Origin of the sequence: Parapedomonas caeni (assembly GCF_041060555.1) — a bacterium.
Classification (GTDB): Bacteria; Pseudomonadota; Alphaproteobacteria; order Sphingomonadales; family Sphingomonadaceae; genus CAUJIW01.
In genome coordinates, this window is record NZ_JBEUDS010000043.1 from 1 (window position 1) to 12,267 (window position 12,267).

The window sequence follows — 12,267 nt, forward strand, 5'->3', positions numbered from 1 at the left end:
AAGGCATGGCCGAACTCAACCAACCCATGATCGAGGAGGAAAATCAGCCCCTACACATCACCGCCAAAGCCGCCTGACGATGGCCCACGGCCACAGCCGAAATTACACCACCTTGACGGACGCGACCGCCTCGCCTGCCAGTCGGCAGGGAAACCCATGGCCGCCAGATCCCCGGTCGGGTGCGTCTGGACATGCGCCGCGATATCCGCCCACCAGGTCGAGGCCGGCGCCACCGTCCGCACGACATGGCCGATCATGGTCAGGCCGTTGTAGAGCTTTGCCGGCGCCTGGCGCGCCGCCTGATCCAGCGACTGCCGCAAGGCCTCCGGCTTGTCGCCCAGCTTCGGCGGCGCCAGGAAGCCCCGGTTCCACAGCCGGCCGTGGTGGGCGCAGATGTTGCGCACGTCGGTGACGTGCCGGATCAGCGGCACGAGGACGGTTTCCGGCAAGCCCAACGGCTGGGCGATGCGGTTGCGCAGGCTTCGATCAGCCAGGTTGGAATACCAGCGCGACAGGTGGCCGAACGACATCATCTCGGCCACCATCCACACCGGTGGCAGCGCCGGGTCGTCATAACGGTCACGATAATGCTTGATGTAGGTCTCGCGTGACACCCCCACTTCAGCCGCCAGTTTGGCCAGGCTGCTGTGGAATTCATCCCGTTTGCTGTAGAGGCTGGCATTGAGATAGGCATGGCCGCCCCCAAGCTGACCCAGCTGATAGGCCCAGCTGCCGCGCAGTGCCACCTCGACATGCTCCGTCCCTCGCATGACGAGACGACGCAGAAGGCGATCAAAATCGTACAGCGCGGTGACGTCCTCGAAGCGGGTACCGTCCCGAAAGCGCGGGCCAAGCTGTTCCTTCGGGTGTTCAAAATAGAGCCAATAGGCACTCAGCCGGTAATAGCTGACATGGCGCAACCAGAATGCGGCGGCCGCTTCATCGTCGACACGCATGCCCTTGGCGCGCAGATGGCCGATCTGCTCCGGCAGAGTGAGCGCGGCCTTGGCATAGGACCGCGTCACGCGGCGCGCCCCAAGGTCGCCGCGGTCGTCAGTCCCCCTGCCTTCGCTTGAGCCTGAAAACAAAAGACCCGCCCAGTGTGCATGTCCCGAGAGACAGAGGCCGGGCGGGTGCGATCAATATGCACATAGTGCGCATAGCTGAACAAATCAATAAGCCTGACCCGTGGCTCAACCGATCGTTGAGATCGGCCGGGCGCGGCGCGGATGGTGGGGCATGGCACGGGCGGGCATGGCGGGAGCGACCACTCCCTACCGCCCTTCCCCAATCGCCGGCACAATAACGGACCGCCTGTCATGACGGCATGATAACAACCCCGGCGGGCGCGTCCATAGCCGTTTTCGCGCAACCAGACAGCGCAGGCGCCACCCGCGCGCGGCACCAGGGGGCACCTTGATCCGCCGCCCACCTCGCGCGAACCGGCGAGCCGGCCGCTGTTTCACCGCTGTTACCCCTCGCCAGGCGCGTTTCAGGCGCGTGTTGGGGGTGTTTCGCGCGGCATTTCACCGTGATCTGGCGCGTTTTTTCGATGATGGATGGTGTTTTGCGGGTGGAATCGCGGGGTTCACCGCCCCGAACACTCGTTTTCGCGGCCATTTTCACCCCTTTTGCGGCCGTTGCACGGGTGTTGTGCCGGGGGTGTTCCCCCCCCTGCCCGCGTCACGACAGGATGGCCGGGGACTGGCGACATGGCCCGAAGGATTGCTTTTTACCCGTCATTGATGTATAAAACCTACATCGCCCGTGTCCGCCGGTTGTTGCCGGCCGGCGCGGGCGGTGGGTCCGGGGTCGTGCGAGCCCGCCGGACGCGCTGTAACCTGTTGTTTTCTCGTGGCTCTTTGTTATCGTCGGCTCACCCCTCGCCCGTCGGCGCGGGGCCTCTCGCCCGGCGGACCGGACGGTTCGTGCGGCGGCGGTGGCCGTGCGTCCGCCCCCTGCCATCGGGAGGCCGTTCGCCCGCGAACAACGATTGCGAACAACGCCTTCAGGCGAAATCACCAACACGCTGAAAATGCGGCACAATTTCCCGGTCGACCCTGTCCGGCGCCCCTAGTCGGCGAACACCACCGTCTTGCGGCCGTTGAGCATCACCCGGTCATCGAGGTGATAGCGGATGGCGCGCGCCAGCACCCGGCGCTCGATGTCGCGGCCCTTGCGCACCAGATCCTCCGGCTTGTCGGCGTGGCTGATGCGCTCGACGTCCTGCTCGATGATCGGGCCTTCGTCGAGGTCCGAGGTCACGTAATGCGCGGTGGCGCCGATGATCTTCACCCCGCGCGCGTGCGCCTGGTGGTAGGGCCTGGCGCCCTTGAAGCTGGGCAGGAAGCTGTGGTGGATGTTGATGCAGCGGCCCGACAGCGCCGCCGACAGCTGGTCCGACAGGATCTGCATGTAGCGGGCCAGCACCACCAGATCGGTGCCGGTATCGTGCACCAGCCGCAGGATTTCAGCCTCCTGAGCGGCCTTGTTGTCCTTGCCCGCCGTGTCCTTGCCTACCGGCAGATAGTGGAACGGAATGCCGTCGAAATCGAGGTGGGCGTAGGTCTCGCGCGGGTGGTTGGCGACAATGGCCGCGATGTCCATCTCCAGCTCGCCGATGCGCCAGCGGTACAGCAGGTCGGCCAGGCAGTGGTCGAACTTCGAGACCAGGATCATCACCCGGCGGCGCTGGCGGCGGTCGCGCAGCGTCCAGGTCATGGCGAACCGGTCGGCAACCTCGGCGAACTCGGCGGTCAGGGCGTCGCGCCCGCGCAGGTCGCCCACCGGGTTGAACAGCACCCGCATGAAGAAGCGATCGCTCTCCATGTCGTCGAACTGCTCCGCCTCGAAGATGTTGCAGTCATGCTGGAACAGGAAGGTCGCCACCGCCGCCACGATGCCGGGGCGGTTGGGGCACGAAAGGGTGAGCGCGTAGGTTTCGGTCGTCATGGCCGCCTGCCTTTAGCATCAACGGGTTAAAATTCATCGGCAAAAGTGTCGCCGGTCAGGGCAGGCCCGAGCGGGTCTCCCCGGCGGCGGCCGGCGCCAGCACATCGATGCCCGCCGCCGCGCCCGCGCTCACCAGCGCGTGCCACAGGCTGGCGGCGAAGGTCGAGAAGCAGGCGATGTCATAGACGGGATCGTCCGCCACCTGCCACAACGCCACGCTGAGCTGGGCCATGCGGGTCAGCACCACGTCACCGGGGCGGAAAACGTCCGGGTGGAGGTCGATGCCGGCGAGCTTGGCCAACGTCGCCCGCGCCGCCGGTCCGGCCAGCCGCAGCACCGTCCGCCCGTCCGACTGGTCGGCGACCGAGGCCCGCCCCGCCAGCGCGCGCGCCAGCCCCGGCACGAAGCCCGGCGCCACCCCCGCCGCTGTACCGCCCTCGGCCAGCAACAGCCACTGGCGCGGCCCGGCCCACACGGCGGTGACGCCCTCGGCCGCGACCCAGCGCGGCGTGTCCGGCAGGTCGAGCCCGTCGAGACCGAGCCCGTCGAGACCGAGCCGGTCGACGCCGGCGCGCGCGATCACCGTCGCCAGCGCCAGGCCCCGGCGCTCCCGCAGCACCAGCCCCGCCGGCCCGTCGGCGCGGCCGAGCCGGCCCGGCACCGCGAGGTCCGCCAGCGGCGAGGTGGCGACTAGGGGGAACAGCGGCTCAGACACGCAGGCGGACTCCTTCCGGGTCGACAAAGCAGGGCGCGCAGACCTCCAGCAGCAGCTCGGGCCCGCCGCGCACCGGATCGACGGCGCGCACCCGCTCGCCCAGCCGGTCCGGCCCGCCGGCCAGCAGGCCGAGCCCGATCCACTGGCCGAGGCTCGGCGAGAACGCCACCGAGGTGACGTAGCCGGCGTCGTGGGCGGCATCCGCCGGGTCGGCGAGCGCCACCAGATGGGCACCCGCGCGCAACCGGGCGGCGGGGTCCAGTGGCCGCAACCCGACCAGGCGGGGGCGCGCCGGATCGGTCAGCGCCGGCCGCTCGGCCATGCGCCGGCCGATGAAGTCCTTGGTCTTCGAGAGCATCCGCCCCAGCCCGAGGTCGGTGGCGGTGGTCTGGCCGGAGAGTTCGGCACCGGCGGCGTGCCCCTTCTCGATGCGCATCACGCCCAGCGCCTCGGTGCCGTAGGGGCAGATGCCGAAGTCGGCGCCAGCGGCCATGATCGCCGCCGCCACCGCCTCGCCATAGCGGGCCGGCACCGCCAGCTCATAGGCCAGCTCGCCGGAGAAGGAGATGCGGAACAGCCGGGCCGGCAGGCCGCCGCCAATGGTGAGCTCGGCCGCGCCCATATAGGGGAAGGCCTCGTTGGCGAGATCGAACGGTGCGTCGACCAGGCGGGCCAGCGTCTCGCGCGACCGTGGCCCGGCGACGGCGAACTGCGCCCACTGGTCGGTGACCGAGGCCAGCTGCACGTCCAGCGTCGGCCACAGCACCTGATGGCAGTATTCCAGATGCTGGAACACCCGCGCGGCATTGGCGGTGGTGGTGGTGAGGATGAAATGGTCCGCCGCCAGCCGGGCGGTGGTGCCATCGTCCATCACGAAGCCGTCCTCGCGCAGCATCACGCCATAACGGGCGCGACCGACCGCGAGTGACGCCCAGCCGTTGATGTAGACGCGCTCCAGAAACGCGGCCGCGTCGGCGCCCTGCACGTCGATCTTGCCGAGCGTGGACACGTCACACAGGCCGACGCTGGAGCGCACCGTCGTCACCTCCCGGCTCACCGTCGTCAGCCAGTCCGTCTCGCCGGCGCGCGGGAAATACTGCGCCCGCAACCACTGGCCGGCCTCGACGAACACCGCGCCCTGGCGCACCGCCCAGCCGTGCGCCGCCGGCAGCCGGGTCGGGCGGAAATCCCGCCCGCGATGCGGCCCGGCCAGCGCCCCGATGGCGACCGGCGCATAGGGTGGCCGCGCCATGGTCAGCCCGACATCGGGGATCGCGGCACCGCGCGCTTCCGCCAGCACCATGAGACCGTTGAGGTTGGCGGTGCGACCCTGGTCGGTCGCCATGCCCAGCGTGGTGTAGCGTTTGACATGCTCCACCGAGCGATAGCCCTCGCGCTCGGCCAGCCGGATGTCGGCGGCGGTCACGTCATGCTGGAAGTCGATGAAGCTCTTGCCCTTGGCCGGCGGTGCCGGCAGGTCGACCAGCGGCGCCAGCCCCTCGCCGGCCGCGCGGCCAACCACGCGCATCCCCGGTGGCGGCGCGCCGGGCAGGAAGCTTTGCAGCACCTCGTCCCAGCGCGGCTTGCCGCCGTGATGATGGGTGAGCGCCAGATTGGGCGTCCAGCCGCCGGAGACCGCCAGCAGATCGCAGCGCAGTGTCACCGTCTGGCCATGGGCGTCAACGACGCGCGCCCCCCGCAGCGCCCGCCCGCCCAGCGCCCGGACCACCCGCGCGCCGATCAGCCGCCGCGCGCCGCTGGCAACGACGCCGGCCTGCACCGCCTCGGCCACCGCGCCACGCGGGTCAACAATCGCCTCGATCGTCACACCGGCCGCATACAGGTCCGCCGCCAGCTGCCAGCCCTCGTCGGTGCTGGTGTAAACCACCGCGCGTCGCCCCGGCACCACACCGAAGCGATGCAGATAGGTCGCGACCGCGCCGGCCAGCATGACGCCGGGCCGGTCGTTGTCGGCGAACGGGATCGGCCGTTCCAGCGCGCCGGCCGCCAGTACGCTCTCATGTGCGATGACCTTCCACAACCGCTGGCGCGGCGTGAACGGCGCCGGCTCGGGCAGATGATCGCTCACCTTCTCCAGCGCGCCATAGACGCCGCCGTCGTAGACCCCGAACACGCTGGTGCGCGGCATCAGTGTCACGCGCGGATTGGCCGCCAGCTCCACCAGCATCGCCGCCAGCGCGTCCGCATCACCGGGTCGGGTAAGAGCGCGCCCGCCCAGGCGCGTGTCCTCGTCCGCGACGATGACGCGCTTGCCTTCGCGGGCCGCCGCCAGTGCCGCGGCAAGGCCGCTGCGGCCGCCGCCGATCACCAGCACGTCACAGAAGGCGTGCGACTTTTCGTAGGCGTCGGGGTCGGCCTCGCCGCTGGCCCGGCCAAGCCCGGCAGCACGCCGGATCAGCGGCTCGTAGAGCGCCTCCCAGGCTTTCGCCGGCCACATGAAGGTCTTGTAGTAGAAGCCGGCGACGAACAGCGGCGACAACAGGCCATTCAACGACAGCAGATCGACCGCCAGCGACGGCCAGCGGTTCTGGCTCGCCGCCTCCAGCCCGTCGTACAGCTCGACGGTGGTGGCCTTGGTGTTGGGCTCGCGACGAGCCCCGGAACGCAGTTCCACCAGCGCATTGGGCTCTTCCGGGCCGGCGGTCAGAATACCGCGCGGCCGGTGATATTTGAACGAGCGGCCGACCAGGCGCACGCCGTTGGCGAGCAACGCCGAGGCCAGCGTATCGCCCGCGAAGCCTTCATAGTCCTGGCCGTCGAAACGAAAGCGCAGCGACTGCCGGCGATCGACCAGCCCACCGGACACGAGGCGGAAAGGCTGCCCGCTCATCGCGCCACCTCCACGCCGATGATTTGGTGGGTGCGGGTGTCCCGCGTCACCACCAGCCACGCATGACAACCGGCGGCGTGATACCAGTGCTCCCGGTGCGCGCCGGCGGGGTTGTCGCGCAGATAAACATAATCCGTCCAGGCCTCGTCGGAGGCGTCATAGGCGGGGCGCTGGCGCGTGGCGTCGCCATGGCAGACGAACTCCTCCGACAATCGGGCACCGCAATGGGGACAGGGGATCAGCATCGCGCGGCCTCAGTGCAGGTTCGGGTGGGCGCCCTGGCCCTTTTCGTCGATCACCGCGCCGCGACCGAAGCGATCGAGCCGGAAAGCGGTGGCGGTCTCGTGCGGCGTATCGGTGGCCAGCAGATGAGCGAAGCTCAGGCCCGAGCCCGGCGTCGCCTTGAAGCCGCCATAGCACCAACCGGCGTTGAGATAGAGGCCGTCGACCGGCGCGCGGTCGATGATCGGCGAACCGTCCATGCTCATGTCCATGATGCCGCCCCAGTGGCGCAGCAGGCGCAGCCGGCCGATCATCGGCATCAGCGCCATGCCGCCCTCGCAGACGTCCTCGATCACCGGCAGATTGCCGCGCTGGGCGTAGCTGTTGTAGCCGTCGATGTCGCCGCCGAACACCAGCCCGCCCTTGTCGGACTGGCTGATGTAGAAATGCCCGGCGCCGAAGGTGACGACGGTGTCGATCAGCGGCTTCACGCCTTCCGACACGAAGGCCTGCAACACATGGCTCTCAATCGGCAGCCGCAGCCCGGCCATCGCCGCCAGCCGCGAGGAATTGCCGGCGACCGCCAGCCCGACCTTGGCGGCACCGATGAACCCGCGCGTCGTCTCGATGCCGACCACCCGGCCCTGTTCAGAACGGATGCCGGTGACCTCGCAGTTCTGGATGATGTCGACGCCCAGCCGGTCGGCGGCGCGGGCATAGCCCCACACCACTGCGTCGTGGCGGGCGGTGCCGCCCCGGCGCTGCAGCAACCCGCCCTGAATGGGGAAGCGGGCATTGTCGAAATCGAGATAGGGCAGCATCCGCTTGACCGCCGCCCGGTCCAGCAGTTCGGCGTCGACGCCATGCAGGCGCATGGCATTGCCGCGCCGGGCATAGGCGTCGCGCTGGGCATCCGAATGATAGAGGTTCAGCACGCCGCGCTGGCTGACCATGGCGTTGTAATTCAGCTCCTGCTCCAACCCTTCCCACAGCTGCATCGACAGTTCGTAGAACGGGATGTTGCCCGGCAGCAGATAGTTGGAGCGGATGATGGTGGTGTTGCGTCCGGCGTTGCCCGAACCGATCCAGCCTTTTTCCACCACCGCCACCCGGCGCACGCCGTAAACGCGCGCCAGATAATAAGCGGTGGCGAGCCCGTGGCCGCCGCCGCCGACGATGACCACGTCGTATTGCGCTTGCGGCGCGGCATCACGCCAGGCCGGCCGCCAATGGCGATGGCCGGTCAGCGCGTTCTTCAGCAGGGAGAAAGCGGAATAACCCATGATCTAGCAGTCCAGCGTCGCCTCGCGTTCCCATCCCGAAAGGTGCCGGGCATAGTCGTTCCATTCGCCGAGTTTCAGCTTGGCGTAAGCCGCCATGAACTCCGGCCCGAACGCCTCGGCGAGCACCGATGACTTCTCGAAGGCGCGCAACGCATCAAGCAGGTTGAGCGGCAACTTCTTGGCGCCGCGCACCTTGTGACCGTCGGTGTACATGTTGATGTCCAGCCGCTTGCCGGGGTCGCGCTTGTTGGCAATGCCGTCGAGCCCCGCCGCCAGCAGGGCCGCCTGCAGCAGATACGGGTTCGCCGAACCGTCGGCCAGCCGGAACTCGAAGCGGCCATCGTCGGGAATGCGGATCATGTGGGTGCGGTTGTTGCCGGTGTAGGTCACGGTGTTGGGCGACCAGGTGGCGCCCGAGAGCGTGACCGGCGCGTTGATCCGCTTGTAGCTGTTGACCGTCGGGTTGGTGAGCGCGGTCAGGCCTTCCGCCGAGTGCATCAGGCCGGCGATGAACTGATAGCCCAGCGGCGACAGCCCGAGTTCGCCTTTGGCATCGCCGAACAGGTTCTTCTTGGTCTTGGTCGACCACAGCGAGACGTGCGCATGGCAGCCGTTGCCGGTGAGATGGGTGAACGGCTTGGGCATGAAAGTCGCCTTCAGGCCGTGCTTTTCCGCCACCGATTTCACCATGAACTTGAAAAAGGCATGGCGGTCGGCGGTAATGAGCGCGCTGTCATACTCCCAGTTCATCTCGAACTGGCCGTTGGCGTCCTCATGATCGTTCTGATAGGGCTTCCAGCCCAGCGCCAGCATGGCGTCGCAGATTTCCGTGATGACATCGTAGCGGCGCATCAGCGCCTGCTGATCGTAGCAGGGCTTGGCCTGCTTGTCGGCGGCGTCCGAAATCATGCTGCCGTCGGCCGAGAGCAGGAAGAACTCGCACTCGACGCCGGACTTCATCTCGAAGCCTTTGTCGGCGGCGGCGACGATCATCCGCTTGAGCACATTGCGCGGCGCGTGCTCCACCAGATCACCATTCATCACCGGGTCGGCGGCGAGCCAGCCGACTTCCGGCTTCCACGGCAATTGAATCAGGCTGTCCGGGTCGGGCACCGCGAACATGTCGGAGTCCGCCGGGCTCATATCGAGCCAGGTGGCAAAGCCGGCGAAGCCCGCGCCGGTTTTCACCATCTCGCCGATCGCGGCGGCCGGCACCAGCTTGGAGCGCTGCACGCCGAACAGGTCGGTGAAGGAGATCAGAAAATATTTGATGCCGCGGTCCTTGGCCGCCTTGGCGAGATCAATCGGCATAATCGGCACCCCCTGCAGTTGGCCTTCGGTCCCTTGCGCTCTCTCGCCGGCCGGTCACCGGTTCCTGTGATTATTTTTTTGCGTCAAAATCCCGTCTTGCCGGGAATCCAGCCGGTGCCGGCCAGCGGCACCTGCGCCATGGCGGCGGCCTCGATGCTCAGCGCCACCAGATCCTCCGGTTCAAGATTATGCACGTGGCTCTTGCCGCAGGCGCGCGCGATGGTCTGCGCCTCCAGCGTCATCACCGCGAGATAATTGGCCAGCCGCCGGCCGGCCGCCACCGGATCGAGCCGGGCGGCGAGCGCGGCATCCTGCGTCGTGATGCCGGCCGGATCGCGGCCCTCGTGCCAGTCGTCATAGGCGCCAGCCGTGGTGCCGAGCTGCTGGTACTCAGCCTCCAACGCCGGATCATTGTCACCCAGCGCCACCAGGGCCGCGGTGCCGATCGACACCGCGTCGGCGCCCAGCGCCAGCGCCTTGGCGACGTCGGCGCCGTTGCGGATGCCGCCGGAGACGATGAGCTGGACCTTACGGTGCATGCCCAGATCCTGCAACGCCTGCACGGCGGGACGGATGGCGGCGAGCGTCGGGATGCCGACATGCTCGATGAACACTTCCTGGGTCGCCGCCGTACCGCCCTGCATGCCGTCGAGCACCACGACATCAGCGCCCGATTTCACCGCCAGCGCGGTATCGTAATAGGGCCGCGTCGCACCGACCTTGACGTAGATCGGCTTCTCCCAGTCGGTGATCTCGCGCAGTTCCTCGATCTTGATCTCCAGATCGTCCGGCCCGGTCCAGTCCGGATGCCGGCAGGCGGAACGCTGGTCGATGCCCTTGGGCAGGGTGCGCATTTCCGCCACCCGGTCGGAGATTTTCTGGCCCAGCAGCATCCCGCCGCCACCGGGCTTGGCACCCTGGCCGATCACCACCTCGATGGCGTCGGCCTTGCGCAGATCGACCGGGTTCATACCGTAACGCGACGGCAGATATTGATAGACCAGCGTCTGCGACTGGCCGCGTTCCTCCGGCGTCATGCCGCCATCACCCGTGGTGGTCGAGGTGCCGGCAAGGGTGGCGCCACGTCCCAGCGCTTCCTTGGCCTGGGCCGACAGCGAACCGAAGCTCATGCCGGCAATGGTGACCGGGATTTTCAGATGAATGGGCTTTTTGGCGAAACGCGTGCCGAGCCAGACGTCGGTGGCGCATTTCTCGCGGTAACCTTCGAGCGGATAGCGCGACACGGACGCACCGAGAAAGACCAGATCGTCGAAATGGGGCACGCGCCGCTTGGCGCCACCGCCACGTATATCGTAGATGCCGGTGGCCGCCGCGCGACGGATTTCCGACAGCGTATAATCGTCGAAGGTCGAAGATTTGCGCGGCGTGGTGTGGGGGATGTTGGCGATGTCCATGATGTCCCCCTCAGTAAGCGGCGGCGTTGTCGACGTGGAAATTGTACAGCGTGCGCCCCGAACCGTAGCGGCGGAAGGCCGTTGTCGGCACGTCGGCGAGATCGGCGGCATCGAGCAGCGCGCGCAACTCGGCGTGATGCTCCTCGCGCATCGGCTTCTCGATACAGTCGGCACCCAGCGATTTCACCGCCCCGCGCACATAGAGGCGGGCCTCGTAGATCGAGTCCCCCAGCGCGTCACCGGCATCCCCCAGCACCACCAGCCGGCCCGCCTGGGCCATGAACGCCGACATCGGGCCGATATTGCCTTTGACCACGATGTCGATGCCCTTCATCGAAATGCCGCAGCGGGCCGACGCGTTGCCGTCGATCACCAACAGCCCGCCGCGCCCGGTGGCGCCGGCCGCCTGGCTGGCGTCACCCTTCACATGCACCCGGCCCGACATCATGTTTTCCGCCACCCCGACGCCGGCCGAACCCGCGACAATGATGGTGGCCCGCTCATTCATGCCGGCACAATAATAGCCGACATGACCGGCGACCTCGACCGTCACCGGCACCGCGACGCCGACCGCCACCGAGTGACGACCGCGCGGGTTGGTGACGGTCCAGTGGGTGTCGGGCGTGTCGAGTGACAGCGCGTGCAGCGCCGCGTTCAGGTCGCGCAGCGGCGTGGTGGCGAGATCGACGCTGGGCATCAGTGGCGCTCCCAGAAATAGACGGTGGCGGGTTCCGGCTCCCACACGCGGGCCTGCTCGATGCCGGGCAGGTCGACCAGCGCGCGATACTCCGAACCGAAGGCGACATAGTCGGGCGTTTCCGCCATCACCGCCGGCTTGCAGGCGATGGGGTCGCGCAGCACGCCAAAGCCGCTCTCGGTGCCGACCACAAAGGTGTAGAAGCCGTCGAGATCGTCCAGCGCCTCTTCCAGCGCACCGCCCAGTGTCGAGCCCTCGCGCATCCGCCAGGTCAGGTAGCCGGCGGCGACTTCGGAATCATTGTCGGTGGCGATGCGCAGGCCCTCGCGCAGCAAGGTGCGGCGCACGCCGTTGTGATTGGACAGCGAACCGTTGTGCACCAGGCACTGGTCGGCGCCAGTGGTGAACGGGTGGGCGCCGCGCGTCGTCACCGCGCTTTCCGTCGCCATGCGGGTGTGGCCGATGCCGTGGGTGCCGCGCATCCGCTCCAGACCGAAGCGCCGGGCCACCTCCGGCGGCAGGCCGACCTCCTTGTAGATTTCCATCCGCCCGCCGGCCGACACCACGTCGAGACCGGGCACCAGCGCCGCCAGTTCGGTACGCACCGCCGTCTCCAGCGCCATCGGCACGCTCAGCACCGCGTGGGTATCGCGCACCACGATCGGCAGCGTCGCGCCCAGCCGGGCGGTCAGTTTGATCCACCCCCATTGAACGGGTCCACCTTGAAGTATGGTTTTGACCATGAAGGAGGACCACAATGGCAAACAAGCGACACAAGCCCGACGAGATCGTCACGAAGCTTCGGCAGGTTGAGGTTTTGC

General features: G+C 68.0%; 10 protein-coding genes. All 10 read right to left on the reverse strand.

The window, feature by feature from the left end:
- Nucleotides 1-50: 50 nt before the first annotated feature.
- Nucleotides 51-1,025, reverse strand: coding sequence for an Abi family protein (locus ABU113_RS16675; protein ID WP_454560593.1), 975 nt, complete (start codon nucleotides 1,023-1,025; stop codon nucleotides 51-53).
- Between the two features lie 1,048 nt (nucleotides 1,026-2,073).
- Nucleotides 2,074-2,952: a formyltetrahydrofolate deformylase gene (purU, locus tag ABU113_RS16680; protein WP_454560594.1), complete on the reverse strand. Its 879-nt coding sequence runs from the start codon at nucleotides 2,950-2,952 to the stop codon at nucleotides 2,074-2,076.
- 55 nt (nucleotides 2,953-3,007) lie between these two features.
- Complete coding sequence (locus ABU113_RS16685) at nucleotides 3,008-3,667, reverse strand: sarcosine oxidase subunit gamma (RefSeq protein ID WP_454560595.1); 660 nt, start codon at nucleotides 3,665-3,667, stop codon at nucleotides 3,008-3,010.
- Entirely contained in the window at nucleotides 3,660-6,518 is a 2,859-nt protein-coding gene (locus ABU113_RS16690) for a 2Fe-2S iron-sulfur cluster-binding protein (protein ID WP_454560596.1), read from the reverse strand. The genes ABU113_RS16685 and ABU113_RS16690 overlap by 8 nt, the downstream gene beginning before the upstream one ends.
- Nucleotides 6,515-6,763, reverse strand: a complete 249-nt coding sequence (locus ABU113_RS16695) for a sarcosine oxidase subunit delta (protein WP_454560597.1) — start codon at nucleotides 6,761-6,763, stop codon at nucleotides 6,515-6,517. Before ABU113_RS16695 ends, ABU113_RS16690 begins: the two co-directional genes overlap by 4 nt.
- A gap of 9 nt (nucleotides 6,764-6,772) precedes the next feature.
- Complete coding sequence (locus ABU113_RS16700) at nucleotides 6,773-8,023, reverse strand: sarcosine oxidase subunit beta family protein (protein ID WP_454560598.1); 1,251 nt, start codon at nucleotides 8,021-8,023, stop codon at nucleotides 6,773-6,775.
- 3 nt (nucleotides 8,024-8,026) lie between these two features.
- A complete protein-coding gene (glnT, locus tag ABU113_RS16705) occupies nucleotides 8,027-9,334 on the reverse strand; it encodes a type III glutamate--ammonia ligase (protein WP_454560599.1) in 1,308 nt (435 codons plus the stop codon).
- Nucleotides 9,335-9,417: 83 nt separating this feature from the next.
- Nucleotides 9,418-10,749: an FMN-binding glutamate synthase family protein gene (locus tag ABU113_RS16710; RefSeq protein ID WP_454560600.1), complete on the reverse strand. Its 1,332-nt coding sequence runs from the start codon at nucleotides 10,747-10,749 to the stop codon at nucleotides 9,418-9,420.
- 10 nt (nucleotides 10,750-10,759) lie between these two features.
- Nucleotides 10,760-11,446: a protein glxC gene (locus ABU113_RS16715; protein WP_454560601.1), complete on the reverse strand. Its 687-nt coding sequence runs from the start codon at nucleotides 11,444-11,446 to the stop codon at nucleotides 10,760-10,762.
- The gene (locus ABU113_RS16720; RefSeq protein ID WP_454560602.1) at nucleotides 11,446-12,189 is read right to left on the reverse strand and encodes a glutamine amidotransferase; all 744 of its coding nucleotides are present in this window, start codon (nucleotides 12,187-12,189) and stop codon (nucleotides 11,446-11,448) included. The genes ABU113_RS16715 and ABU113_RS16720 overlap by 1 nt, the downstream gene beginning before the upstream one ends.
- Between the last annotated feature and the right edge of the window lie 78 nt (nucleotides 12,190-12,267).

Coding starts and splice junctions, on each gene's coding strand:
- purU (WP_454560594.1), bottom strand. CDS start 2,952: ATGACGACCGAAACCTACGCGCTCACCCTTTCGTGCCCCAACCGCCCC.
- ABU113_RS16690 (WP_454560596.1), bottom strand. CDS start 6,518: ATGAGCGGGCAGCCTTTCCGCCTCGTGTCCGGTGGGCTGGTCGATCGC.
- ABU113_RS16695 (WP_454560597.1), bottom strand. CDS start 6,763: ATGCTGATCCCCTGTCCCCATTGCGGTGCCCGATTGTCGGAGGAGTTC.
- ABU113_RS16700 (WP_454560598.1), bottom strand. CDS start 8,023: ATGGGTTATTCCGCTTTCTCCCTGCTGAAGAACGCGCTGACCGGCCAT.
- glnT (WP_454560599.1), bottom strand. CDS start 9,334: ATGCCGATTGATCTCGCCAAGGCGGCCAAGGACCGCGGCATCAAATAT.
- ABU113_RS16710 (WP_454560600.1), bottom strand. CDS start 10,749: ATGGACATCGCCAACATCCCCCACACCACGCCGCGCAAATCTTCGACC.
- ABU113_RS16715 (WP_454560601.1), bottom strand. CDS start 11,446: ATGCCCAGCGTCGATCTCGCCACCACGCCGCTGCGCGACCTGAACGCG.
- ABU113_RS16720 (WP_454560602.1), bottom strand. CDS start 12,189: ATGGTCAAAACCATACTTCAAGGTGGACCCGTTCAATGGGGGTGGATC.